We start from the raw sequence: 25,485 nt of genomic DNA on the forward strand, positions 1-25,485 counted from the left end.
GCCGTGGCAGTAGACTATCGCCGGACATCAGCAGATGTCCGCGCTAAGTTGCTCATTTATCCGACACTTTTCAGGATGCGCCACTCAAAATGAATTTGTTGAAATCGCTGGCTGCGGTCAGTTCGATGACCCTTTTTTCCCGCGTGCTGGGCTTTGCCCGTGATGCCATAGTGGCACGCGTTTTCGGTGCCGGTATGGCCACCGATGCCTTCTTCGTGGCCTTTAAACTGCCCAATCTGCTGCGCCGTATCTTTGCGGAAGGCGCCTTTTCTCAGGCGTTTGTGCCCATTCTTGCCGAATACAAAAGCAAGCAGGGAGAAGAGGCCACACGCGTATTTGTGGCCTACGTTTCCGGTTTGCTGACGCTGGTGCTGGCGGTGGTGACGGTGCTCGGCATGATTGCCGCGCCCTGGGTGATTATGGTCACTGCGCCCGGATTTGCTGATACCGCCGATAAATTCGCGCTGACCAGTTCGCTACTACGCGTTACCTTTCCTTATATTCTGCTGATCTCCCTGGCGTCGCTGGCCGGTGCGATACTCAACACCTGGAATCGTTTCTCGGTTCCGGCATTTGCGCCGACGTTATTAAACATCAGCATGATTGGCTTTGCGGTGTTTGCTGCCCCGCATTTCCATCCACCGGTGATGGCGCTGGCATGGGCTGTGGTGGTCGGTGGGGTGTTGCAACTGTTCTACCAACTGCCGCACTTGAAGAAAATCGGCATGCTGGTGTTGCCGCGCCTCAACCTGCGTGACGCCGGCGTATGGCGCGTCATGCGCCAAATGGGACCGGCGATTCTTGGCGTATCGGTGAGCCAAATATCCCTGATCATCAACACCATTTTCGCCTCATTCCTCGTCTCGGGTTCAGTGTCGTGGATGTACTATGCTGACCGTTTGATGGAGTTCCCGTCGGGCGTATTGGGTGTCGCACTGGGCACGATTTTGCTGCCATCGTTAGCGAAGAGTTTCGCCAGCGGCAATCATGATGAGTACTCGCGTCTGATGGATTGGGGCCTGCGCCTCTGCTTCCTGTTGGCCCTACCGAGCGCTGTTGCCCTCGGCATCCTCTCTGGCCCACTGACCGTGGCGCTGTTCCAGTACGGTAAATTCACCGCGTTCGATGCCGCCATGACGCAGCGTGCGCTGGTGGCGTATTCGGTAGGATTGATGGGGCTGATTGTGGTCAAAGTGCTGGCGCCCGGATTCTATTCGCGTCAGGACATTAAGACCCCGGTGAAGATTGCGATTGTGACGCTGATCATGACGCAGGTGATGAACCTGGCGTTTATCGGCCCGCTCAAACATGCCGGATTGTCGTTGTCGATTGGATTAGCGGCTTGTTTGAATGCCGCGCTGCTGTACTGGCAATTACGTAAACAGGATATCTTCCAGCCGCAGCCGGGTTGGTTTAGCTTCCTGGTGCGTCTGATGATTGCGGTTGTGGTCATGGCAGCAGCGCTGCTGGGCATTCTGCATGTGATGCCGGCCTGGGAAGAAGGGCAGATGTGGTGGCGGTTACTGCGTCTGGCTGCAGTCTGTGCTATTGGCGGTGGTGCTTACTTTGTCATGCTGGGTCTGTTGGGCTTCCGCCCGAGAGATTTTGCCCGCCGCACGCTGGCATAAAAAAATCCCGCCTCGGCGGGATTTTTCTTTATTAGCCTTTGCGGCTGAGCGTCGACTGACCTTTGCCTAATCCATCGGGACCGTAAAACGCCTGAGTCTGGTGCGGTTTCAGTACCGAGAGCGCATCATTAGTGAAGCTGATTTGATGCTGCAGCAGAATACCGTTATGAGTGTTGGTATCGCGCAAACGGCGGGTATGCTGCTGAATGCTCTGCCAGCGGCGTTCACGATCGCTGTGACCATCATAGGGCGCCTGAGTACCGAGTGATTTTTCGGTATTTCGGCGCATGTCGTCCAGATAATTCAACGTCGTCAGCAGCGCGCTTTTATCTTCTGATATGCGCTGCAACAGGTTGCCATTAACCTGGCCGGCAGACAGTTGCTGTTGCTCTTCATCCATCACCACAGTGAGTGAAGCCAGCACGTCCTGCATTTTATCTAAGGTGGTCAGCAGATTGTCCATTGGGATTAGTTACCCTCTAAATACGCCTTGGTATCGGCGATCAGCGCGTCGGCGATCTTACCGGTATCCATTTTCAGTTCGCCATTACGAATAGCGGTTTTCAGTTGTTCAACACGTGCAGTGTTGATGTCTTTGCTGCCCGGCTGCATTAACTGCGCCTGAGCCGTGCTCAACTTCACTTCGGCACCGCTTTCGCTGGTGCTGGCGTTGGTTGAAGCAGTCACGTTTTGGCGCACCTTGCCGTTGTTATCGTTGGTGTCGCGGGATTGTACAGTGCTCACCGGAATTAAAGGCTGCGTTCTGTCGATGCTCATGGTCGTGCTCCTGTAAGGTCAGCTGAGGGTCAGTCAACTGAGTCAGCATAGGGTAATGTCTGTGTTGATATCTCTATCGGCAGAACAACAAGGTTCTTTAACGCTTTATAGCGATATCAGAATATTCCCATCCGCGTCGACGCGCCCACTGACAACCTGACCATTTCCCATGCGCACGCGCACCATTTGTGCCGCGCTGGCGTTGTTCAGCGCACGTCCTTCGCTACTGGCATTAAACCCGTTTCCGCTGGCTACCACCATCACATTTTGTCCTGCTTTGACCCGCCAGGGCTGACGCAGCATCATTGCGGTCACCGGCTGTCCAGGCGGGATATCGCGCAGCGCAATCGCATCGGTCACGCTGTTGTTATCGAACAGGGCTCGCGGAGGCAGTTCATCCAGACGCCCGGTCTCGAGACGGAAATCATTCGGGTCGAGGGTACTGCCACGGGCGACCTGACGGCTGGCAACTAAATACTGACCGGTCACCTGTACCTGAACTTGCAGGAAACGACGATTCTGATCGCAACTGGCGGCAATGCTGAGATTACCCCACTGGCGGCTGTTGCCCGGCAGTTGTAACGCCGGTGCCTCGCAGGTCGGCCACTGCTCTTTGGGTGTGCGCACCACCACGGTCATCCCCGCGGCATGTTGCGGATCGCGCGCTTTAAAAAACTGCGTTAACTGTGCGGTCAGGTCCGCCGCATGGCCGGGCAGCGCGAAGGCCAACAACAACGTGGCCAGCAAAGATAAAGAACTGCGCATAAACGCCTCCTGTCGAGAAGATGGCCTGAGTCTACTCTTCGCGCGAAAAATTCAATGTCAAAAATAGCCGTGATTTTTGCTGCTATTCAGACGATCGCCCTTGCATTTGTCCACTTAAGCTGTCAGCTCGAAATTCTCATTCGCGGAGGAAGCATGCTCGACAAACTCGATGCCGCGCTGCGATTTGGTACAGAAGCGTTAAATCTGCGTGCTCAGCGCCAGGAAATCCTGGCGTCCAATATTGCCAACGCCGATACCCCGGGCTACCAGGCGCGGGATATCGACTTTGCCAGCCAGCTGAGCAAGGTGATGGAAAATGGTCGCGCGGAGGGGAGCAGCATGGCGCTGAAAGTCACCTCTTCACGCCACATCGCTGCTGAAACCAACTCTCAGCCATCCATGGGCCTGATGTACCGCATTCCCGATCAACCTGCCGCGGATGGCAACACCGTGGATATGGATCGTGAACGTACCCAGTTTGCTGATAACAGCCTGAAATACCAAACCGATCTCACCCTCATCAGTAGCCAAATCAAAGGCATGATGAGCGTTCTGCAGGGGCAATAACCATGGCATTGCTGAATATTTTTGATATCGCCGGTTCTGCGATGACCGCGCAATCACAGCGCCTCAACGTCAGTGCCAGTAACCTGGCCAACGCCGACAGCGTCACCGGGCCGGATGGCCAGCCTTATGTGGCAAAACAGGTGATATTCCAGACCGATGCCGCTCCTGGCGCGGCGACCGGTGGCGTCAAAGTCGCGGGCGTGGTGAACGATCCTACCCCGGCCAAATTGGTGTATGACCCCGGTAATCCGATGGCGGATGAGAAGGGTTACGTCAAGATGCCAAACGTCGATGTCGTATCAGAAACCGTCAACACCATGTCAGCGTCCCGCAGTTATCAGGCCAACGTCGAAGTGTTGAACACGGTGAAATCAATGATGATGAAAACCCTGACGATGGGTCAATAACGGAGCACGAACATGAGCGTAGCAGTCGGCGTTAATGCCAATCTTGACCCAACGGTACTGAGTTCGTCCAGTTCAACAGGGACGGGAAACAGTGCTCAGGACTTGCAGAACCAGTTCCTGACCATGCTGGTGACGCAGTTGCAGAACCAGGATCCCACCAACCCAATGGACAACAGCCAGCTCACCACTCAGCTGGCGCAGATTAACACCCTGAGCGGCATTGAGAAGCTGAATACCACATTGGGTTCTATCTCTGGTCAGCTCACCACCAGCCAGTCACTGCAGAGTACGACGCTGATTGGGCATGGTGTGATGATTGATGGCAGCCAGATCCTGGTGGGCAGTGGTACCACGACACCTTTCGGTGTGGAGTTGAGTACAGCCTCTACCGCCACCACCGCGACCATCAAAGATTCGAACGGCACTGTGGTTCGCACTGTCGATTTGGGCGCATTGACGTCCGGCGTTCACGCCTTCTCCTGGGACGGCAAAGATGCGAATGGCACGACAGTGGCTGATGGTAAATATTCTGTATCAATTGCCGCCAGTAATGGCAGCACACAATTGGTGGCACAACCGCTTAATTACGCTTACGTGAATGGCGTGAGTACGGTGGATAACACCTCAAAACTGGACCTCGGCACCATGGGCTCCGCCACTCTTGATGAAGTTCGTCAGATTCTCTAATTCAATTTTAGCAGGAGACACGTTATGTCTTTTTCTCAAGCTGTCAGTGGTATGAATGCGGCCTCCAGTAACCTGGATGTCATTGGTAACAACATCGCCAACTCCGCGACCGCGGGTTTCAAATCCAGCACCATTTCGTTCGCGGATATGTTTGCTGGTTCAAATATCGGTATGGGTACCAAGGTCGCTGCGGTTATTCAGAACTTCAACGACGGTACCACGACCTCAACCAGCCGTGGTCTGGACGTGGCACTGAGCGGTAACGGTTTCTTCCGAATGACCGATGCCGCGGGTAGCGTGTACTACTCTCGTAATGGTCAGTTCACGCTGGATGCCAACCGTAACCTGGTGAACACTCAGGGCATGAGCGTGACCGGCTATCCGGCAACCGGTACCCCGCCGACCATTCAGACGGGTGCAAACCCGGTGGCATTGAGCGTACCGACGACGCAGATGTCGGCGCGCGCGACCACGACCGCCGGTTTGGTGTCTAACCTGAACTCCACAGATAGCGTGCCAACAGTGGCAACCTTCAGCTCGTCAGACGTCGATAGCTACAACGCCAAAAGCACCGTCACTGTGTATGACTCACAGGGTAACGATCATGCTCTCGACCTCTATTATGTGAAAACCAGTGATAACAACTGGGATGTGCACGCGATTGATTCCACGACTGGAACGTCAGCAGGTGATTTCTCCATGACCTTTGACTCCAACGGTAAGCTGCAATCTATCACAAGCGGCGGGACAACCACCGCAGGCGCAACCACTGTTGGCTTGACTATTCAGGGATCTAATGGTGCTGCGGCTAATCAGGCCATCACGTTGAGCGTACTTGGAAGCCAGCAACAAAACACCGGCACCACGTCATTCGGAAACCCAACGCAGGATGGTTATGCGCCGGGCGACCTGACCAGCTACGCCATCAACGATGACGGCACCATTACCGGTACCTATTCGAACCAGAAAACTCAGCTGCTGGGTCAAATCGTTCTGGCCAGCTTCTCTAACCCGGAAGGCCTGCAGTCAGAAGGCGATAACGTCTGGTCTGCGACCAACTCTTCGGGTCAGGCAGCTATCGGTTTGGCTAACACCGGCACTTACGGTTCACTGACTTCAGGTGCACTGGAAGCCTCCAACGTCGATCTGAGTAAAGAGCTGGTCAACATGATCGTTGCACAACGTAACTATCAGGCGAACAGCCAGACGATTAAAACGCAGGATCAGATCCTCAACACCCTGATCAACTTACGTTAATTCGCTAACGGGATTGCATTATGGATCACGCAATATATACCGCGATGGGCGCCGCCAGTCAGACGATGGAACAACAATCGGTGACCGCCAGCAACCTCGCCAACGCCTCAACGCCGGGCTTCCGCGCCCAGCTCAACGCGTTGCGCGCGGTGCCGGTCAACGGCTGGTCGCTGCCGACGCGCACCTTAGTGGCTGCCTCAACGCCGGGTGCCGATATGACGCCAGGCGCCATGGACAACACCGGACGCCCGCTCGATGTGGCGGTACAGCAAGATGGCTGGCTGGCGGTGCGTACCGCTGACGGTTCTGAAGCCTATACCCGCAACGGCAACATGCAGATCAGCTCGACCGGTATTTTGACCATTCAGGGCAATCCCGTGATGGGCGATGGCGGTCCAATCGCCATTCCACAAGGCTCCGAGCTGACTATCGCGGCTGACGGTACCATCACCTCGCGTAATGCGGGTGATGCGCCAAACGCCACGGTACAGATTGGCAAGCTGAAGCTGGTTAAGGCCACGGGCAAAGAGTTACAGCGCGGTGACGACGGTATGTTCCGTCCAACCCAGGCGACGCAGGCGACACGCGGTGCGGCTTTAGCCCCTGATGCAACTGTCGCCGTTATGCCAGGCGTGCTGGAAGGCAGCAACGTTAAGCCAGTGGAAACCATGGTCGACATGATCGCCAACGCCCGACGTTTCGAGATGCAGATGAAAGTCATCACTAACGTCGATGAAAACGAACAAAAAGCCAATCAACTGCTCAACATGAGCAGCTAAGGCGTAAGGAAAACAACATGATTCGTTCTTTATGGATCGCTAAAACCGGCCTTGACGCCCAGCAAACCAATATGGACGTCATTTCGAACAACCTTGCGAACGTTTCAACCAACGGGTTTAAACGTTCGCGTGCCGTGTTCGAAGATCTGATGTATCAGACGCTGCGTCAGCCGGGCACGCAGTCATCGGAACAGACCACATTGCCTTCAGGCTTGCAGATTGGTACCGGTGTGCGCCCAGTGACCACCGAGCGTCTGCATACCCAGGGCAACCTGTCGCAGACCAGCAACTCAAAAGACGTGGCGATCAACGGTCAGGGTTATTTCGAAGTGCAGATGCCAGACGGTACCTCTTCATATACGCGTGACGGTTCATTCCAGGTAGATCAGAACGGTCAGCTGGTGACCAACGCCGGCTATCCGGTTCAGCCTGGGATCACTATTCCGGCGAACGCCACCAGCATCACCATCTCGCGTGACGGTGTGGTGAGCGTGACGCAGCAGGGGCAGACCAACCCAGCGCAGGTGGGACAGTTGACGCTGAGCACCTTTATGAACGATGCGGGCCTCGATAGCCTGGGTGAAAACCTCTATCAGGAAACGCAGGCATCCGGTGCGGCGACGCAGAGTACGCCAGGGCAGAACGGCGCTGGTTTGCTGTATCAGGGTTATGTTGAAACCTCTAACGTCAACGTGGCGGAAGAGTTGGTCACCATGATTCAGACGCAGCGTGCTTATGAAATCAACAGCAAAGCGATCACCACCTCTGATCAGATGCTGCAGAAATTAACCCAGGTTTAATCTGGGGCCGTTGGGCCAGCCTGGCTGGCCCGATTAAGAACATGAATAAGGTCAGAACTCCGTGGCGAAGCAAGTGATTCTCAAGCCTGGGCATTGGTTAGTAGCCACGCTGCTACTGACATTAAACGGTTGTGCGTTAGTCCCGCGTACGCCTCTGGTGCAGGGTGCCACAACGGCAGAACCCACGCCTTCCGCACCGCCAGTGGTAAACGGTTCCATTTTCCAGGGCGTTGCGCCACTGAACTATGGCTATCAGCCGCTGTTCGAAGACCGCCGTCCACGTAACATTGGCGATACTCTGACGATTACGCTGCAAGAAAATGTCAGCGCCAGCAAAAGTTCTTCAGCCAATGCGAGCCGCGATGGCAGCAACAGCTTTGGCGTGAGCACTGTGCCAACCGGCCTGAGCGGTCTGGTCGGCGCCGCCGGTGAGAAAGCCGGACTGGATGCCAATGGCAAAAATGACTTCGCTGGCAAAGGTGGCGCAACGGCCAATAACACCTTTACCGGCACCATCACCGTCACCGTGAATCAGGTGTTGTCGAATGGCAACCTGCGCGTGGTCGGTGAGAAACAGATCGAAATTAACCAGGGAACCGAATTTATTCGCTTCTCCGGTGTGGTTAACCCACGCACCATCAGCGCCAGCAACGCCGTGTTGTCAACGCAGGTGGCCGATGCACGTATTGAGTATGTCGGAAACGGGTATATCAATGAGGCGCAAACCATGGGCTGGTTCCAGCGTTTCTTCCTGAACGTGTCGCCGATGTAATCGAGGTAATGATGAAAATGAACACTCTGCTGCGTCTGAGCCTGAGCCTGCTGCTCGGTGTCAGTCTGATGGCCCAGGCTGACCGCATTCGCGATCTGACATCCGTACAGGGCGTGCGCGAAAACCAGCTGATCGGTTACGGCCTGGTGGTGGGGCTTGATGGGACAGGTGACCAGACAACGCAAACCCCGTTTACCACCCAGACGGTAAGCAACATGCTGTCGCAGCTCGGTATCACCGTGCCTACCGGCACCAATATGCAGCTGAAAAACGTGGCGGCGGTGATGGTCACGGCGAAGCTGCCGTCGTTTGCGCGGCAGGGGCAGAATATTGACGTGGTGGTCTCTTCGCTGGGTAACGCCAAAAGCCTGCGCGGTGGCACGCTGTTAATGACGCCGATGAAAGGGGTCGATAACCAGGTGTACGCGCTGGCGCAGGGAAATATTCTGGTGGGCGGTGCAGGTGCATCTGCAGGCGGCAGCAGTGTGCAGGTTAACCAGCTAAACGGTGGCCGCATTACTAATGGTGCAACGGTAGAGCGCGAGCTGCAAAGTAACTTTGGCAGCCAAAACACCATCAATCTCCAACTGAATACTGAAGATTTCACCATGGCGCAGCGTATTGCCGATGCGATTAATAGCCGTGGCGTGGGTTCAGCGCAGCCACTTGATGCGCGTACCGTGCAGATTCGCGTTTCACCCAACAACAGTTCACAGGTGCGCCTGCTGTCAGAAATCCAGAATATAGACGTTTCCGTGCCGGTTGAAGATGCCAAAGTCATCATCAACTCGCGTACCGGTTCGGTGGTCATGAACCGCGAGGTGACGCTCAATACCTGTGCTGTGGCGCAAGGCAACTTGTCGGTGACAGTGAATCAGCAGCAGAACGTCAGCCAGCCGAACACGCCGTTCGCCGGTGGACAAACCGTGGCGACGACGCAGACGCAGATCGACTTGCGCCAGAGCGGCGGAGCCTTGCAGCGTGTTAACGCCAGCGCCAACCTTAATAACGTGGTCCGTGCACTTAACGCCCTGGGCGCAACGCCGATTGAGCTGATGTCGATTCTGCAGTCGATGCAAAGTGCAGGCTGTCTGCGCGCCAAACTGGAAATCATCTGATGACCGATACGCAATCGCTGATGAGTGCGGCCTATGACAGCCGCTCACTGAACAACCTGAAACGCGAAGCAGCCGCCGACCCGAAAGGGAAGGCGCTGCAGGTGGCAAAACAGGTTGAGGGAATGTTCGTACAGATGATGTTGAAGAGCATGCGTGAAGCGTTGCCGCAGGATGGCATCTTTAGCAGCGACTCAACGAAGATGTACACCTCAATGTACGATCAGCAGATTGCGCAGGAAATCGGTAAACGCGGGCTGGGTATGGCGGATTTGATCGTCAAACAGATGCAGCCCGCGCAAGAGCCTGATGAAACCGCTGGCACGGTACCGATGAAGCTGGATAACAGCTTCATTTATAGCAATCTGCCTTCCAACCAACTGGAGCAGATGGTACGCAAAGCGGTGCCGCGTCTGCCGGTCTCGCCGTCCAGTTTCCCAGCGGATAGCAACGACTTTATTGCCCAGTTATCCCAACCCGCGCAGGCCGCGAGTCAGCAGAGTGGTATTCCTCATCACTTGATCCTTGCCCAGGCGGCGCTGGAATCGGGCTGGGGTCAGCGCCAGATCCTGACGCGTGACGGCAAGCCGAGCTACAACGTGTTTGGCATCAAGGCCGGTGGTGACTGGAAGGGCGCAACCACCGACATCATGACCACCGAATATGAAGGTGGCGTGGCGAAGAAAGTGCGTGCCACCTTCCGTGTGTATGGTTCCTATATGGAAGCACTCAGCGACTACGTCAAACTGCTGTCCAATAACCCGCGCTATGCCGCCGTTGCCAATGCCGCAACGCCGGAGCAGGGCGCACGAGCCCTGCAGGCAGCGGGCTACGCCACCGATCCGAAATATGCGCAGAAATTGGTGGGAATGATCCAGCAATTCAAAAACATGGGCGAGAAAGTCGTGAAGGCGTACAGCCAGGATATCACCGATTTGTTCTGATTTTTTACCTCAAGTTTCACTTAAGCACGCCGATAACCATCATAAGCTGCGGGCGTTTTAGCCCGCCCAATCGCACTGATGACTGCCAGCCCGGTTAACGGGAAATAAAGGAACCGAGATGTCCAGCATAATTAACTCAGCGATGAGTGGGCTGAGCGCCGCACAGGCCGCATTAAGCACCACCAGTAACAACATCAGCAACTACACGGTAGCGGGTTACTCACGTCAGACAGCTATTTTGGCTCAGGCAAACAGCACTCTGCAGGGAAACAGTTACTATGGTAATGGTGTGACGCTTTCCGGTGTACAGCGTGAATATGATGATTTCATTACCGCTCAGTTGCGGAGTTCAAGTGCTAACTATAGCGCGGTGAATACTCAATATAACCAGATTTCTAACATCGATGACTTGCTGTCAACGTCGACGACTAGCTTGTCCACGTCGATTCAAAGCTTTTTCACCAACGTCTCGAACGTGGTCAGTAACGCTAACGATCCCTCAGCGCGTCAGTCAATGCTGAGCTATGCACAGGGCTTAGTGAATCAGTTCCAGACGACTGCACAGTACCTGACCAATATGCAAAACAGTGTCAACACTGATATCACGTCAAGCGTTGACCAAATAAACACATATACCAGTCAGATCGCGGACCTTAACACACAGATTGCCAAACTCACCACTGGTGGTGGTGCTGCGCCTAATAACTTGCTGGATCAGCGTGATCAGTTAGTTAACAACCTTAATGATATTGTCGGTGTGACGGTTTCACAGCAGGATGGTAGTTATATAGTCGCAATGGGCAGCACCACGCTGGTTAACGGCAGAAATGCTACGAGTTTGGTGGCAATGCCTTCAAGTGCTGATAGCTCGCGTCTGACCGTAGGCTATGTCGATAAACAGGCTGGTAATGTAGAGATTCCAGAGAAAACCCTCACCACAGGTTCGTTAGGCGGATTACTCAGCTTCCGTTCTCAGGATCTGGATGCTGCACAAAACCAGCTAGGCCAGCTAGCAGCTGCTTTTAGTACCAGTTTCAACACGGTGCATAAACAAGGTTATGACACTAATGGTGATGCGGGCACTGACTTCTTCACTATCGGCTCGCCAACCGTCACCAGTAATAGTAAAAACACCTCCACTGCCAGTATTTCCGCGGCATGGACAGATTCCAGCGCCCTTAAAGCCTCAAATTATACAGTGACTTTCGACGGCACCGATTGGTCAGTCACGCGTCTTTCTGACAATGTCAAAGTCACACCAACCCAGGATACGGATGGCAGTGGCAATACGACGCTCAGCTTCGATGGCGTTGAATTGACCGTGAGTGGTAGCGCTAATGCCAAAGATAGTTTCCTGATAAAACCGGTACAAAACGTCATCAGTGGGATGTCGGTAGCGATAACAGATGAGTCGCAGATAGCCGCAGCTGCAAGCGCGAATAGTGGTGAAAGTGATAACACGAATGCACAGAAACTACTGGATTTGCAGGATGCCAAACTGATCAATGGCAACGCGACTATTGCACAGGCTTACGCCAGTATTGTGAGTTCTGTGGGAAACAAAACAAGTACCCTGGAGACGGCAAGCACAACACAGCAAAATGTCGTGACGCAATTGAGCGACCGTCAACAATCAGTTTCGGGTGTAAACCTGGATGAAGAATACGCTAATCTGACGAAATATCAGCAATTTTACATGGCCAATGCACAGGTACTGCAAACCGCTAGTACCATCTTTAACGCGCTGCTCGGTATTCGCGGCTAAGCATAGAGGATAACAATTATGCGTCTTAGTACCACGATGATTTTTAACCAGCAGGTGCGAGGTATCACTGAATCGCAATCTTCATGGTTAAAAGTGGGAGCTCAACTCTCGAGCGGTCGTCGAGTCACCAATCCGTCAGACGATCCCATCGCGGCATCACGTGCCGTAGTATTAGCCCAATCACAAGCTAAAAGTAGTCAGTACGCTACCGCGCGCAGTTTTGCTAACCAAAGTTTGTCGATGGAGGAGAATGTGCTGTCGAGCGTCACAACGAGTGTCACCAAAGCGCAGGAAATTATCGTTGCATCCTCCACGGGGACGCTTAGCGATGATGACCGTTTGGCGTACGCTACTCAGCTGCAGGGCATACGCGATGACATTCTTAGCCAGGCAAACAGTAAAGATGGAAATGGTCGTTATATTTTTGCCGGATATAAAACGGATTCCGCGCCTTTTACCGATACAAGCGGTACCGTCAGTTACGTAGGAGGCACTGACCCGATCACGCAAAAGGTTGATGAAAGCCGCAGCATCACTGTCGGCGATACCGGTATTACAGCATTTATGTCGATAAGCAGTAATGCGACACCTGAACCTGATGGAACCCCTAGTGAAACTAACCTGTTCACTATGCTCGATTCAGCCATTGCCGCACTAAAGGTACCACAGCAGGACGCTGATGATGCCACCAAACAAGATTTTGCCGATACCATGAACAAAACGAACCGTGGTCTGAACAATTCACTGAATAACGTGCTTACGGTGCGTTCAAAGGTGGGTACTCAGATGGCTGAGCTCGACTCGCTGGACACTCAGGGGGATGACCGCGATTTGATCATGAGCTCCCAGATGACTGATTTGGTCGATGTTGATTACACCTCAGCAATTTCAAGTTACACCATGAAACAAGCTGCTCTGCAAGCGTCTTACAAGACATTTACTGATATGTCGCAGATGTCACTGTTCCAGCTGAATTCATAAGATCTGACTTGAAAATTTGAGCGTGCTTAAACCGGGCGCGCTTAGTTTCTCCCACCGCCTTTTGGGGCCGTGGGATTTTTTTTGCCTGTCATTTCGTCGCACCGTTCATCGCACCTGGCACCTGCGGAGCCGCGGTCTGTTTGTGTACTCTGCCAGATCATCACCTCTTCGCACCTGCCTCCTGCGGCGCAGCGGTCTGTTTGTTTACTCTGCCAGATCATCACCAGTCATTGCGGCAGAGCAGGATCGACAGGCAATAAAAAACCCCGAACCAGTCGGGGTTTTGTTAACGCTGATTAGCAACTAAGACTTAAACGCTTTCCGGACGTGTAGCCGGTGCCGTCGCCTGATGCGTGGCGCTATGGCCGCCCGCAGAGCCACGGCCTTCGAAGTCAAACGGTGGGCGAACCCAATCGCTGTGACGAACGACTTCTGGCTCCCATGCCGGAGCAGGTGCTTTGGTCATTGGCGCCGTGGCGTGGTGCTTCCAGCGGGTATCAGCGTTGCTCACTGCGGTATCACGTGCAGCAACAGGAGCATGCGGTTCAGTAACCGGTGCAGCAGGCGCTTCAGCAGCCACGGGTGCAGCCAGTGCTTCTTCCACTTGCGCCGCAACAGCAGGCTCAACGTCAGCAGGCGCTTGCTCAGCCACGGCTTCGCTGACCTGTGGTGCGGTAATTTCCGCAGCAGGGACTTCTTCAGCTGGTGTCACTTCAGTAGCAGAAACTGTCTCAGTCGATGCAGGCGCCGCAGCCGGTGCCACTTCAAACGATGCAGCAGCAACTTCCGCAGCGGGTGCAACTTCAGCCTGAATATCTTCAACTTCATCAGCGATGACTGTGTCAGCCGGTGCCGTTGTCACTTCATCGGCCGGTACGGCTTCAGCAGCGGTTTGTTGTGCAATCTGCTCAACAGCGGCAGAAATCACGGCAGGCTCTTCATTAACAGGCGCAGCGACTGGGGTCAGGTCATCGGTGTTCACCACCGGCACTTCAGTGTGTGCCTGTGGCTCAGACTGATGAACAGCCTCTTGCGCTGCTGGCTGAGTAACCTGTTCTGCTGCTGCCGCAACCGGCAGTGCGTCCGCTTCACCGGTATGTTGATAGCTGTAATCAGGCATTTCGTTCAGCGCTTCCTGAGAGGAGAACTGATCGTGGGCCTGAGCAACCGGGTAGGTAATCCAGACTTTGCCGGATGCCATCTCTGGAGAAGAGGCAGCCGATTCCAGCGGCATGGCAGATTGGGTTGGGTAACGCTCATCACGGTAGCGACGACGACGTTGGCCGCTCACGCGCAGATGACGTGGTGAACGACGTGAGCGACGCGGCATGTTGGCGCTATCACGGTTCTCGTTATCATCCTGTTCATCCTGAGCGACTTCAGATTGCTCATTGAATGCAGTGCGCTGTGCATTTTCCACAACCGCTTCCGTGGCTGCTGGTGCTGAGATGGCTGCCGCCACTTCGCCAGTATCATCCACGCGCACGCGCTGGGTCAGTTGACGCTGTTTACGGCGTGGCATGACCTGCACACGTTCTTCTTCCTGCGCAACGTTTTCATCAGTGATTTCGGTCTGAGCAATGGTTTCAGCGGCTTTTTGATCCTGCTGCTGATTACGTTTCTCATCCTGACGACGACGCTGGCGTTCAGCTCGCTGCTCACGACGCTGTTGCTGCTGCTCATCACGCTGCTGCAGCTGCTCATCGGTCAGCGCTGGACGTTCACCACGAGGCTCGTTCTGACGTTTGTTACGGCGATTGTCCTGATTGTCACGCGGCTCGCGGGCTTCACGTGGTTCACGCGATTCGCGTGGCTCACGCGCTTCACGGCCTTCGCGACCCTGAGCATTTTCACCGTTGCGCGGAGTGCGATCGCGACGATTATTGCTACGACGGTTGTTACGGCGGTCGCCACGCTGCTGATTATTCTCACTTTCAGCGGCTTTCTCTTCTGGTTTAGCTTCAACAGGTGCAGCAGCAGGCGCATCGCCAGCAAACAGTTTTTTCAAACCGCCTAACAGGCGAGCGACAAAGCCAGTGCTGGCAACGGCAGGTGCCGCGGCGGCAGCTGCCGGTTTTGCATCCGCTTTAACCGCACTACGGCTCTCTTTTTCCACTTCAACCGGCGCAGGCGGCGCATCAGGCATCACAAAGGCGGCCAGGGCTGGCTGCTCAGGACGACGACGTTCGGCATGCTCTTCTTCCGAAGGCAGCGCCATTTCGGCTTCATGCAGTTTCGGCAGGTGGTAAGACAGTGTCTGCGTCTCTTCGCCTTTGCGCACGCGCAGCACAGAGTAATGTGGCGTTTCCATCTGATCGTTTGGCACGATGATGGCACGCACGCCACCCTGGCGTTTCTCGATCGCACTGACTGCATCACGCTTTTCGTTCAGCAGGTAAGAGGCGACGGGCACCGGTACAATCGCATGCACTTCTTTGGTGTTGTCTTTCAGCGCTTCTTCTTCAATCAGACGCAAGATAGACAGCGAGAGCGATTCGTTATCACGGATGGTGCCGGTGCCGCTACAGCGTGGGCAGACGTGATGGCTGGATTCACCCAATGATGGGCTAAGACGCTGACGCGACATTTCCAGCAGACCGAAACGCGAAATGTGACTGATTTGAATGCGTGCACGATCCTGACGAACCGCTTCACGCAGACGGTTTTCAACCGCGCGCTGGTGTCGAACCGGTGTCATGTCGATGAAGTCGATGACAATCAGGCCGCCGAGGTCGCGCAGGCGCAGCTGACGAGCGATTTCATCAGCCGCTTCGAGGTTAGTATTGAATGCCGTCTCTTCGATGTCGCCACCGCGTGTTGCACGGGCGGAGTTGATATCGATGGCGGTCAGCGCTTCGGTGCTATCGATAACAATTGAGCCACCGGAAGGCAAGCGCACTTCGCGCTGGAATGCCGATTCAATCTGCGACTCAATTTGGTAGTGGCTGAACAGTGGAATTTCACCGGTGTACAGTTTGATTTTGCTGCTGAAGTCCGGGCGTCCGAGCGCAGCAATATGCTGACGGGCCAGCTCCAGCACTTTCGGGTTATCGATCAGAATCTCACCAATATCCTGACGCAGATAGTCGCGGAAGGCACGTACAATGACGTTGCTTTCCTGGTGGATCAGGAAGGGGGCAGGGCGGCTATCAGCGGCTTTTTTGATCGCTTCCCAGTGCTTCAGTCGGAAACTCAGGTCCCACTGCAGCGATTCGGCAGATTTGCCAACGCCTGCGGTACGCACGATCAAACCCATACCGTCTGGCAGTTCCAGTGCGGACAGCGCTTCCTTCAGTTCGGTGCGATCGTCACCTTCAATACGGCGGGAAATACCCCCGGCACGCGGGTTATTCGGCATCAGGACTAAATAGCTACCGGCCAGAGAAATGAAGGTGGTTAAGGCTGCACCTTTATTTCCACGCTCCTCTTTATCGATTTGCACGATAACTTCCTGACCTTCACGCAACACCTCTTTGATGTTAGGACGGCCATGTGCGTTGTAATTAGCAGGGAAGTATTCGCGGGAAATTTCTTTCAGAGGGAGGAAACCGTGACGTTCAGCACCGTAATCGACAAATGCCGCTTCGAGGCTGGGTTCAACACGGGTGATTTTACCTTTGTAGATATTGGCTTTTTTCTGCTCGTGTCCGGGGCTTTCGATATCCAGATCGTACAGACGTTGGCCGTCAACAAGGGCAACGCGCAACTCTTCCTGCTGAGATGCGTTAATTAACATTCTTTTCATCGTGACTTACTCGTTATTCTCACATGAGTGATGTAGCTGCGGGCATCGTTACCCTGGACGAGAATCAACCGATGGCCCCGTGTCTTAATGCACTGACGTCAACCTCACGGCTGTCGTCGGCTAAAGGGGCGCAAATCTTGTCGGTGGCCTGTTTTTCATAAGGAAAAACAGCGCCTGAAGGTGGAATAGCTATAGAAAATTCAGAAATCCACACATCCCAGTCTGTCGTCCAGGCTGCAACCCGCAGCCCGCTAAGTGCCTGATTTAACATTACGTCTTACGCCATTGCTGCGTGTCCGTTCAATCCGGCAAAATGACTTATTTCGCTCTTTTTTCCTGCCTGAATTTTTCCAGGGCAGAAACCCCTGCATTATTCCATTGCTCACTCACATATAGCAAGGCGACTTTTGCCGAGCTGTGAAGTTTGTGCATCCTTAACCTGTTCATTTGCAGGGCTTAACATCGCATCGGTGAAAAAGTCATCATTATGACCTTTTGTCCGCGCGACAAAGAGAGAGTTAAGCACAGAAAAAGGGGTGGCGCTATCCAGGGACACTATTTAGAATCGCCGCCATGAAAACAGAGAATCCCGGCGTACTTTATGTCGCCATTACGGCTGAAAATGCCGAACAACGTATTGATAACTTTTTGCGCACTCAGCTCAAGGGCGTGCCTAAAAGTATGATTTATCGCATCTTGCGTAAGGGCGAGGTGCGCGTGAATAAAGGACGCGTGAAACCCGAGTATAAGCTGCAGGTGGGGGATGAAGTGCGCATTCCGCCAGTGCGTGTGGCCGAGCGTGAAGAGCAGGCGGTATCACCGAAACTCGATAAGGTTGCCGCGCTGGCGAATGCCATCCTGTATGAGGACGATCATCTACTGGTGCTGAACAAGCCATCAGGTACCGCCGTACACGGGGGTAGCGGTCTTAGCTTTGGTGTGATTGAAGGTCTGCGCGCGCTGCGTCCTGAAGCCCGTTTCCTCGAACTGGTACATCGTCTTGACCGCGACACTTCCGGTATTTTGCTGGTGGCAAAAAAACGTTCTGCGCTGCGTTCGCTGCATGAGCAGTTACGTGAAAAGGGCATGCAAAAAGATTATCTGGCACTGGTGCGCGGTGACTGGCCTTCACATTTGAAAGCGGTGCAGGCACCGTTGCTGAAAAATATTTTGCAAAGCGGTGAGCGCGTGGTGCGTGTCAGTGCGGAAGGCAAGCCCTCCGAGACCCGTTTCAAAGTGGAAGAGCGTTTTGGTTTCGCCACTCTGGTAAAAGCCAGTCCGGTGACCGGGCGCACGCACCAGATCCGTGTGCACACGCTGCATGGTGGCCATCCTATCGCTTTTGACGATCGCTATGGCGATCGGGACTTTGATCGTCAGCTCGCGTCAACGGGCCTGGCGCGGTTGTTCCTGCATGCTGCAGCGCTGACCTTTACCCATCCGAATACCGGGGAAGTTCTGCGAATGGAAGCGCCGCTGGATAATGCGCTGAAACACTGCCTGGCGCAGTTGCGTCAGAAAAAAGCCTGAATTTCCGGGCATCAATCCAGCGCGTTGATGCCCACTTTGATCAGCATCTTATTTAACGCTATCAGTGGTAATCCAATCAGCGTATTGGGATCGCGCCCCTCCAGCCGCTCAAACAAGCAAATCCCCATACCTTCGCTTTTAAAGCTGCCCGCACAATTCAACGGCTGCTCTTTTTCCACATAGTGACGAATTTCTGCCTGACTTAAATGACGGAAATGTACGTTGAACGGTTCACAAACCACCTGCTGTTGTGCCGTTTGTGGCTGAATCAAGGCGAGCCCGGTATAAAACGTAATCACTTTGCCACTGGCCGCAGCCAGTTGCCGGCAGGCATTCTCCACCGTATGCGGTTTTCCGGTGATGTTGCCATCAAGCACGCAGACCTGATCGGAACCAATAATCCAGTTTTGTGGAAACCGAGCGGCTAGCGCCTGGGCTTTTGCCAGTGCTAAGCGTTGCACTAACTGCGGTGCGGTTTCGTTCGGTTGCGGCGTCTCGTCGCAATCGGGCGCAACGGCAATAAAAGGCAGGCCAAGCTTGCTCAGCAAGGCCTGACGGAATGGGGAAGTGGAGGCCAGAATTAACGGTGTCATGATTTTTTTTCAGAATAGATAGCGTAAAGATGACAGGCATTTTAAACTATGCGCCGCACTGGATGCGACTAACGGGTGAAAGATGCTGTAAACCGGCCTTTTTCTTTGACTCTATGACGTTACAAAGTTAATATGCGCGCCCTATGCAAAAGGTAAAATTACCCCTGACGATCGATCTGGCCCGCGCCGCGCAAAAGCGCCTTGATTACCAAGGTGTGTATGCACCTGAATTGGTGGCGCGCCTGGCCGAAACGGTCGTGAGTGTGGACAGTGATGTGGAATGCACCATGTCGTTTGCGATTGACAACCAGCGCTTAGCGGTTCTGCAAGGAACAGCTGATGTGCAGGTGACATTGTCGTGTCAACGCTGCAACCAGTCATTCCCGCATGCTGTCCACGTAAGCTATTGCTTCAGTCCTGTCTCTTCTGATGAGCAGGCCGAGGCACTGCCGGAAGCTTACGAGCCAGTTGATATCAATGATTTCGGCGAAATCGACTTGCTGGCAGTTATCGAAGATGAACTCATCCTCGCGCTGCCTGTAGTTCCGGTGCATGATTCTGAACACTGTGAAGTGTCCGACGCGGACATGGTATTTGGCAAGTTGCCTGAAGAGGCAGAAAAACCAAATCCCTTTGCCGTATTAGCCAGTTTAAAGCGTAAGTAATAGGAGTAAGGTCCATGGCCGTACAACAGAATAAACCAACCCGTTCTAAGCGTGGTATGCGTCGTTCGCACGATGCGCTGACCACCGCAGCTCTGTCAGTAGATAAAGTTTCTGGTGAAACTCATCTGCGTCACCATATCACTGCGGATGGTTACTACCGCGGTCGCAAGGTTATCACCAAGTAATTCTTTGCGGTTACGCAAGGCGATACCTTGACACGTTTGACCCTGGCAGTTGATGCCATGGGCGGGGATTTCGGTCCCTGCGTGACAGTGCCTGCATCCTTGCAGGCACTGGCCTCTCATACGAATCTGGTTCTTCTTCTAGTCGGTGATCCCGACATCATCTCGTCATTTCTTGCCAAAGCGGATTCCTCGTTACTGGGGCGTGTGCAGGTGATCCCTGCCGAATCGGTTATTGCAAGTGATGCCAAGCCTTCACAAGCCATTCGAAACAGCCGCGGCAGCTCGATGCGTGTGGCACTCGAGCTGGTGAAAGAGGGTAACGCGCAAGCCTGCATCAGTGCAGGCAATACCGGCGCGTTAATGGGTCTGGCTAAGATGTTATTGAAGCCGCTGGATGGCATTGAGCGTCCGGCGCTGATGACCGTTCTGCCGCATCAGCAGCAGGGTAAAACGGTGGTGCTGGATCTCGGCGCAAATGTGGAATCGGATAGCGATATGTTGGTGCAGTTTGCCATCATGGGCGCTGTCATGGCCGAGGAAGTGCTGGAAATCGACAGACCGCGTGTCGCGCTGCTCAACATTGGGCAGGAAGAGACCAAGGGGCTGGAAACGATTCGCACAGCATCTGCGGTTCTGCGGGATACGCCGCAAATCAACTATATTGGTTATCTTGAGGGGAATGATCTCCTCACCGGCAAGACGGATGTGCTGGTCTGTGATGGCTTCGTGGGAAACGTCACGCTTAAAACCATGGAAGGCGTGGTAAGAATGTTTCTTTCTCTGCTCAAGTCGTCAGAGGATGGGAAAAAACGGGCGTGGTGGTTGAAATGGGTCGGGCGCTGGCTGCAAAAGCGTCTGGCTAAACGTTTCGGCCATCTCAACCCCGACCAGTACAATGGCGCTTGTCTGTTAGGATTGCGCGGAACAGTGATCAAAAGCCACGGTGCGGCGAACCAACGTGCGTTTGCCGTGGCGATAGAGCAGGCAGAGCAGGCGGTGCGCAGGCAAGTCCCAGAGAGGATTGCGGCGCGCCTTGACGCTGTATTAGCCAGGAGTGACAAAGCGTAGATGTTTACCAAAATTATCGGTACGGGTAGCTATTTGCCTGAGCAGGTTCGCTCCAATGCGGATCTGGAAAAAATGGTGGAGACTTCGGACGAGTGGATTGTCACGCGTACCGGTATCCGTGAGCGCCGTATTGCCGCGCCAGATGAAACGGTTGCCACTATGGGCTTTGCTGCTGCACAGCGCGCGCTGGAAATGGCAGGCGTTGCGGCCAGCGATGTTGGCCTGATTATCGTGGCGACCACCTCTTCCAGCCATGCCTTCCCAAGTTCAGCGTGCATGATCCAGCAGATGCTGGAGATCAATGACTGCGCTTCTTTCGATCTGGCCGCTGCATGTGCAGGTTTCACCTATGCACTTAGCGTTGCCGATCAGTACATCAAAAACGGTGTGGTCAAGCACGCGCTGGTGATCGGTGCGGACGTCTTAGCCCGCACCCTCGATCCTAACGATCGTGGCACCCTCATCCTGTTTGGTGACGGCGCTGGCGCTGTGGTGCTGGGGCAAAGTGAAGAGCCCGGTATCCTGTCAACGCATCTGCATGCTGACGGTCGTTATGGCAAGCTGTTGACGCTGCCGTATCAGGATCGTGAACATCAGGATGAGCCAGCCTATCTCACGATGGCCGGTAATGAAGTCTTTAAAGTCGCTGTGACCGAGCTTGCCCATATCGTGGACGAGACGCTGCAAGCCAACAACCTTGATCGCGAAATGCTCGACTGGCTGGTGCCACATCAGGCCAACCTGCGCATTATCAGCGCAACGGCCAGAAAGCTCGGCATGGGCATGGAAAAAGTGGTGGTGACGCTGGATCGTCATGGCAACACTTCAGCGGCTTCGGTGCCAAGTGCACTGGATGAAGCGGTGCGAGATGGCCGTATCAAGCCTGGCCAACTGATTTTGCTGGAAGCCTTTGGTGGCGGTTTCACCTGGGGTTCTGCGCTGGTTCGCTTTTGATTGACAGGAACGACAGATGACACAATTTGCTTTTGTTTTCCCAGGACAGGGCTCACAGACCGTCGGCATGCTGGCCGATCTGGCTGTGGAAAACCCGCAGGTTGAAGCCACTTTCCGTGAAGCTTCTGACGCACTGGGATATGACTTATGGCAGTTGGTACAACAAGGTCCAGCTGAAGAATTGAATAAGACCTGGCAGACGCAACCTGCGTTGCTGGCGGCCTCCGTCGCGATTTATCGCGTCTGGCAGAGCAAAAATGGCCCGCAGCCTACGCTGATGGCCGGCCATAGCCTGGGTGAATACTCTGCGCTGGTCTGTGCTGGCGTATTGAACTTTGCGGACGCAATCAAGTTAGTCGAATTACGCGGCAAACTGATGCAGGAAGCGGTTCCTGAAGGGACCGGTGCCATGCAGGCAATCATCGGGCTTGATGATGAGTCTATCCGTAAAGCGTGCGAAGAAAGCGCGCAAGGTCAGGTGGTTTCGCCGGTGAACTTCAATTCGCCAGGCCAGGTGGTTATCGCGGGTAACAAAGAAGCGGTTGAGCGTGCAGGTGCTGCCTGTAAAGCGGCCGGTGCCAAGCGTGCGTTGCCATTACCTGTGAGCGTGCCATCGCATTGCGCGTTGATGAAGCCTGCAGCAGATAAACTGGCTGTGGCACTGGAAAGCATCACTTTCAACGCACCATCTGTGCCTGTCGTCAATAACGTTGACGTCAAGTGTGAAACCGATGCCGTGGCAATCCGCAGTGCACTGGTTCGCCAGCTGTATAGCCCGGTGCGCTGGACCGAAGCTGTTGAATTTATTGCCACCCAAGGCGTTGGCCAGTTGCTGGAAATCGGTCCAGGTACAGTCCTGACCGGTCTGACCAAACGTATTGTGGATAGCCTGACCGCTGCAGCCGTGAACGATTCTGCTTCACTCTCTGCGGCGCTTACACAGGAATAAGAGGAAAAACATGAGCTTTGAAGGTAAAGTAGCGCTGGTGACTGGCGCAAGCCGCGGCATTGGCCGTGCAATCGCGGAAACGTTGGTTGCGCGCGGTGCGAAAGTGGTGGGAACCGCCACCAGCGAAAGCGGTGCGGAAGCAATCAGTGCTTACCTCGGCGATAACGGCAAAGGTCTGCTGTTGAACGTGACCGATGCGGCCTCTATTGAGAGCGTGCTCGAGAAAGTTCGCGCTGAATTTGGCGAAGTGGACATTTTAGTCAATAATGCAGGCATTACGCGTGATAATCTGTTGATGCGCATGAAGGACGATGAGTGGGCGGATATCCTCGATACCAACCTGACATCAGTCTTCCGTCTTTCTAAGGCGGTTATGCGTGCCATGATGAAAAAACGCGTGGGCCGTATCATTACCATCGGTTCTGTAGTTGGAACCATGGGTAACGCGGGTCAAACAAACTATGCGGCAGCAAAAGCAGGTTTGATTGGCTTTAGCAAATCACTGGCGCGAGAAGTCGCGTCACGTGGCATTACCGTAAACGTCGTGGCTCCGGGCTTTATTGAAACGGACATGACGCGTGCACTGAACGAAGATCAGCGCTCGGGCATTTTGGCAGAAGTGCCGGCAGGTCGTTTAGGCGACCCGCAGGAGATTGCCAATGCTGTTGCATTCTTAGCCTCTGACGAAGCCTCTTACATCACGGGTGAGACGCTCCACGTCAATGGCGGCATGTACATGGTCTGATAATCACGAAAACATTTGCATTATCTGCGGTAAACACCGCAGAATAGCGCAAAATCGTGGTTCGACCAGCCGGGATTTTGTTGCATCTTTTTCAACATTTTATACACTACGAAAACCATCGCGAAAGCGAGTTTTGATAGGAAATTAAATAGTATGAGCGATATCGAACAACGCGTTAAGAAAATCGTAGCTGAGCAGCTGGGTGTTAAAGAAGACGAAGTGATTAACACTGCTTCTTTCGTTGAAGACCTGGGTGCAGATTCTCTTGACACCGTTGAGCTGGTAATGGCTCTGGAAGAAGAGTTTGATACTGAAATTCCAGACGAAGAAGCTGAGAAAATCACTACCGTTCAGGCAGCGATCGATTACATCAATAGCCACCAAGGCTAATGAATATCTTCAGGCGGTCACCTCGACCGCCTGAGTTTTATGTTTGCCCCACATAGCGTTATTTTTTCCCTCCCTGGAGGACGTACGTGTCTAAGCGTCGTGTAGTTGTGACTGGTCTTGGCATGTTGTCTCCTGTCGGCAATACCGTAGAGTCTACCTGGAGTGCTCTCCTTGCCGGTCAGAGCGGCATCAGCCTGATCGACCATTTTGATACTAGTGCCTACGCAACACGCTTTGCGGGCTTAGTAAGAGATTTTAATTGCGATGAATTCATCTCGCGCAAAGATCAGCGCAAGATGGATGACTTCATCCAATACGGCATTGTGGCTGGTATTCAGGCTATGGCGGACTCCGGTCTGGTCGTGACTGATGAGAATGCCGGTCGCATCGGCGCAGCTATCGGTTCCGGCATCGGCGGACTGGGTTTAATTGAAGACAACCACAGTTCACTGGTTAACGGCGGTCCGCGCAAAATCAGCCCGTTCTTTGTTCCTTCTACCATTGTTAACATGGTGGCAGGTCACCTGACCATCATGTACGGTCTGAAAGGTCCAAGCATTTCTATTGCAACCGCTTGTACTTCAGGCGTGCATAACATTGGTCATGCTGCGCGTATCATTGCGTACAACGACGCCGATGTCATGCTGGCCGGTGGTGCTGAAAAAGCCAGTACCCCGCTGGGTGTGGGTGGCTTTGGTGCTGCACGTGCGCTCTCAACCAATAACAATAATCCGCAGGCGGCAAGCCGTCCGTGGGATAAAGACCGTGATGGTTTCGTATTGGGCGATGGTGCAGGCATTGTGGTGCTGGAAGAGTACGAGCATGCGAAAAAGCGCGGTGCGAAAATTTATGCTGAAATCGTCGGTTTCGGCATGAGCAGCGATGCTTACCACATGACGTCCCCGCCGGAGGATGGTTCAGGTGCTGCAGCAGCGATGGTGAATGCATTGCGTGACGCGCAGCTGAATGCTGAACAGATTGGCTACGTCAACGCGCATGGCACCTCAACGCCAGCGGGTGACAAAGCTGAAGCTCAGGCGGTCAAGTCTGTATTTGGTGCAGCGGCTCACAGCGTGATGGTGAGTTCTACCAAATCCATGACTGGGCACCTGTTGGGTGCAGCAGGCGCGGTAGAAGCGATTTATTCGATTCTGGCGCTGCGCGACCAGGCAGTTCCGCCAACCATCAACCTGGATAACCCAGATGAAGGTTGTGACCTCGACTTCGTGCCGCATACAGCACGTCAGGTGAGCGGACTGGAGTACACGCTGTGTAACTCCTTCGGATTTGGCGGCACCAACGGCTCGCTGATCTTCCGCAAGGTCTAAGTTTTACCCAGCCAAACAGAGGCCCGCAATGCGGGCCTTTTTTATATTTTGTCACGCAGTGGCGTGGATTCTTACCGCTGTCAGTGGTA

27 protein-coding genes are annotated in these 25,485 nt (G+C 54.1%); 21 read left to right on the forward strand and 6 right to left on the reverse strand.

Going from position 1 to position 25,485, the window contains the following annotated elements:
• The first annotated feature begins 89 nt into the window (after nucleotides 1-89).
• On the forward strand, nucleotides 90-1,628 hold the full coding sequence (gene murJ, locus CRO33_RS22075; RefSeq protein ID WP_097119606.1) for a murein biosynthesis integral membrane protein MurJ: 1,539 nt from the start codon (nucleotides 90-92) through the stop codon (nucleotides 1,626-1,628).
• A gap of 31 nt (nucleotides 1,629-1,659) precedes the next feature.
• Here the strand turns inward: murJ and flgN are convergent, their stop codons facing one another.
• The 3 genes from flgN to flgA form a co-directional block, all read right to left on the reverse strand.
• The gene (flgN, locus tag CRO33_RS22080) at nucleotides 1,660-2,091 is read right to left on the reverse strand and encodes a flagellar export chaperone FlgN (RefSeq protein ID WP_058959595.1); all 432 of its coding nucleotides are present in this window, start codon (nucleotides 2,089-2,091) and stop codon (nucleotides 1,660-1,662) included.
• A gap of 5 nt (nucleotides 2,092-2,096) precedes the next feature.
• Entirely contained in the window at nucleotides 2,097-2,405 is a 309-nt protein-coding gene (gene flgM, locus CRO33_RS22085) for a flagellar biosynthesis anti-sigma factor FlgM (protein ID WP_034830662.1), read from the reverse strand.
• Between the two features lie 105 nt (nucleotides 2,406-2,510).
• Nucleotides 2,511-3,170 carry a flagellar basal body P-ring formation chaperone FlgA gene (gene flgA, locus CRO33_RS22090; RefSeq protein WP_097119607.1) on the reverse strand — a complete coding sequence of 220 codons (660 nt, stop codon included), beginning with the start codon at nucleotides 3,168-3,170 and terminating at the stop codon, nucleotides 2,511-2,513.
• A gap of 153 nt (nucleotides 3,171-3,323) precedes the next feature.
• Here flgA and flgB point away from each other — a divergent pair, with 153 nt between their 5' ends.
• From flgB to flgL, 11 genes are all read left to right on the forward strand, one after another.
• Nucleotides 3,324-3,737, forward strand: a complete 414-nt coding sequence (flgB, locus tag CRO33_RS22095) for a flagellar basal body rod protein FlgB (RefSeq protein WP_097119608.1) — start codon at nucleotides 3,324-3,326, stop codon at nucleotides 3,735-3,737.
• 2 nt (nucleotides 3,738-3,739) lie between these two features.
• Entirely contained in the window at nucleotides 3,740-4,144 is a 405-nt protein-coding gene (gene flgC, locus CRO33_RS22100; RefSeq protein WP_034830669.1) for a flagellar basal body rod protein FlgC, read from the forward strand.
• A gap of 12 nt (nucleotides 4,145-4,156) precedes the next feature.
• Complete coding sequence (flgD, locus tag CRO33_RS22105) at nucleotides 4,157-4,831, forward strand: flagellar hook assembly protein FlgD (RefSeq protein WP_034830672.1); 675 nt, start codon at nucleotides 4,157-4,159, stop codon at nucleotides 4,829-4,831.
• 24 nt (nucleotides 4,832-4,855) lie between these two features.
• Entirely contained in the window at nucleotides 4,856-6,088 is a 1,233-nt protein-coding gene (gene flgE, locus CRO33_RS22110; protein WP_097119609.1) for a flagellar hook protein FlgE, read from the forward strand.
• 20 nt (nucleotides 6,089-6,108) lie between these two features.
• Nucleotides 6,109-6,867 carry a flagellar basal body rod protein FlgF gene (locus CRO33_RS22115; protein ID WP_034830676.1) on the forward strand — a complete coding sequence of 253 codons (759 nt, stop codon included), beginning with the start codon at nucleotides 6,109-6,111 and terminating at the stop codon, nucleotides 6,865-6,867.
• Between the two features lie 17 nt (nucleotides 6,868-6,884).
• Nucleotides 6,885-7,667 (forward strand): flagellar basal-body rod protein FlgG, encoded by a 783-nt coding sequence (flgG, locus tag CRO33_RS22120; protein ID WP_034830678.1) that lies wholly within the window; start codon nucleotides 6,885-6,887, stop codon nucleotides 7,665-7,667.
• A 61-nt stretch (nucleotides 7,668-7,728) separates the two neighbouring features.
• Entirely contained in the window at nucleotides 7,729-8,439 is a 711-nt protein-coding gene (locus CRO33_RS22125) for a flagellar basal body L-ring protein FlgH (protein ID WP_034830679.1), read from the forward strand.
• Between the two features lie 11 nt (nucleotides 8,440-8,450).
• Nucleotides 8,451-9,557 (forward strand): flagellar basal body P-ring protein FlgI, encoded by a 1,107-nt coding sequence (locus CRO33_RS22130; RefSeq protein WP_045813994.1) that lies wholly within the window; start codon nucleotides 8,451-8,453, stop codon nucleotides 9,555-9,557.
• On the forward strand, nucleotides 9,557-10,498 hold the full coding sequence (flgJ, locus tag CRO33_RS22135; RefSeq protein ID WP_034830681.1) for a flagellar assembly peptidoglycan hydrolase FlgJ: 942 nt from the start codon (nucleotides 9,557-9,559) through the stop codon (nucleotides 10,496-10,498). The genes CRO33_RS22130 and flgJ overlap by 1 nt, the downstream gene beginning before the upstream one ends.
• Before the next feature lie 118 nt (nucleotides 10,499-10,616).
• Nucleotides 10,617-12,263 carry a flagellar hook-associated protein FlgK gene (flgK, locus tag CRO33_RS22140; protein WP_097119610.1) on the forward strand — a complete coding sequence of 549 codons (1,647 nt, stop codon included), beginning with the start codon at nucleotides 10,617-10,619 and terminating at the stop codon, nucleotides 12,261-12,263.
• An 18-nt stretch (nucleotides 12,264-12,281) separates the two neighbouring features.
• Complete coding sequence (gene flgL, locus CRO33_RS22145; RefSeq protein WP_097119611.1) at nucleotides 12,282-13,244, forward strand: flagellar hook-associated protein FlgL; 963 nt, start codon at nucleotides 12,282-12,284, stop codon at nucleotides 13,242-13,244.
• A 310-nt stretch (nucleotides 13,245-13,554) separates the two neighbouring features.
• On the opposite strand, the gene rne is transcribed toward flgL, so the two are convergent.
• Both rne and CRO33_RS24470 read right to left on the reverse strand, forming a co-directional pair.
• Nucleotides 13,555-16,989 (reverse strand): ribonuclease E, encoded by a 3,435-nt coding sequence (gene rne / locus CRO33_RS22150; protein WP_097119612.1) that lies wholly within the window; start codon nucleotides 16,987-16,989, stop codon nucleotides 13,555-13,557.
• 64 nt (nucleotides 16,990-17,053) lie between these two features.
• Nucleotides 17,054-17,260: a hypothetical protein gene (locus CRO33_RS24470; protein WP_141399045.1), complete on the reverse strand. Its 207-nt coding sequence runs from the start codon at nucleotides 17,258-17,260 to the stop codon at nucleotides 17,054-17,056.
• 302 nt (nucleotides 17,261-17,562) lie between these two features.
• Here CRO33_RS24470 and rluC point away from each other — a divergent pair, with 302 nt between their 5' ends.
• Nucleotides 17,563-18,519, forward strand: a complete 957-nt coding sequence (rluC, locus tag CRO33_RS22155; RefSeq protein WP_097119613.1) for a 23S rRNA pseudouridine(955/2504/2580) synthase RluC — start codon at nucleotides 17,563-17,565, stop codon at nucleotides 18,517-18,519.
• Between the two features lie 11 nt (nucleotides 18,520-18,530).
• Here rluC and CRO33_RS22160 read toward each other — a convergent pair whose 3' ends face one another.
• Nucleotides 18,531-19,112, reverse strand: a complete 582-nt coding sequence (locus CRO33_RS22160; RefSeq protein ID WP_176505810.1) for a Maf family protein — start codon at nucleotides 19,110-19,112, stop codon at nucleotides 18,531-18,533.
• Between the two features lie 143 nt (nucleotides 19,113-19,255).
• On the opposite strand from CRO33_RS22160, the gene yceD reads away from it, so the two are divergent.
• The 8 genes from yceD (at nucleotide 19,256) to fabF (ending at nucleotide 25,396) form a co-directional block, all read left to right on the forward strand.
• Complete coding sequence (gene yceD, locus CRO33_RS22165) at nucleotides 19,256-19,777, forward strand: 23S rRNA accumulation protein YceD (protein WP_034830691.1); 522 nt, start codon at nucleotides 19,256-19,258, stop codon at nucleotides 19,775-19,777.
• Nucleotides 19,778-19,791: 14 nt separating this feature from the next.
• The gene (gene rpmF, locus CRO33_RS22170; RefSeq protein ID WP_007885783.1) at nucleotides 19,792-19,962 is read left to right on the forward strand and encodes a 50S ribosomal protein L32; all 171 of its coding nucleotides are present in this window, start codon (nucleotides 19,792-19,794) and stop codon (nucleotides 19,960-19,962) included.
• A 27-nt stretch (nucleotides 19,963-19,989) separates the two neighbouring features.
• The gene (gene plsX / locus CRO33_RS22175) at nucleotides 19,990-21,030 is read left to right on the forward strand and encodes a phosphate acyltransferase PlsX (protein WP_034830692.1); all 1,041 of its coding nucleotides are present in this window, start codon (nucleotides 19,990-19,992) and stop codon (nucleotides 21,028-21,030) included.
• The gene (locus CRO33_RS22180; RefSeq protein ID WP_097119615.1) at nucleotides 21,031-21,984 is read left to right on the forward strand and encodes a beta-ketoacyl-ACP synthase III; all 954 of its coding nucleotides are present in this window, start codon (nucleotides 21,031-21,033) and stop codon (nucleotides 21,982-21,984) included.
• 16 nt (nucleotides 21,985-22,000) lie between these two features.
• Complete coding sequence (gene fabD / locus CRO33_RS22185) at nucleotides 22,001-22,933, forward strand: ACP S-malonyltransferase (protein WP_097119616.1); 933 nt, start codon at nucleotides 22,001-22,003, stop codon at nucleotides 22,931-22,933.
• Between the two features lie 10 nt (nucleotides 22,934-22,943).
• On the forward strand, nucleotides 22,944-23,678 hold the full coding sequence (gene fabG / locus CRO33_RS22190) for a 3-oxoacyl-ACP reductase FabG (RefSeq protein ID WP_034830697.1): 735 nt from the start codon (nucleotides 22,944-22,946) through the stop codon (nucleotides 23,676-23,678).
• 153 nt (nucleotides 23,679-23,831) lie between these two features.
• Nucleotides 23,832-24,068 (forward strand): acyl carrier protein, encoded by a 237-nt coding sequence (gene acpP / locus CRO33_RS22195; RefSeq protein ID WP_007885774.1) that lies wholly within the window; start codon nucleotides 23,832-23,834, stop codon nucleotides 24,066-24,068.
• A gap of 86 nt (nucleotides 24,069-24,154) precedes the next feature.
• On the forward strand, nucleotides 24,155-25,396 hold the full coding sequence (gene fabF, locus CRO33_RS22200) for a beta-ketoacyl-ACP synthase II (protein ID WP_097119617.1): 1,242 nt from the start codon (nucleotides 24,155-24,157) through the stop codon (nucleotides 25,394-25,396).
• Nucleotides 25,397-25,485: the final 89 nt, after the last annotated feature.

The organism is Pantoea sp. GL120224-02 (assembly GCF_900215395.1).
GTDB lineage: Bacteria > Pseudomonadota > Gammaproteobacteria > Enterobacterales > Enterobacteriaceae > Pantoea > Pantoea communis.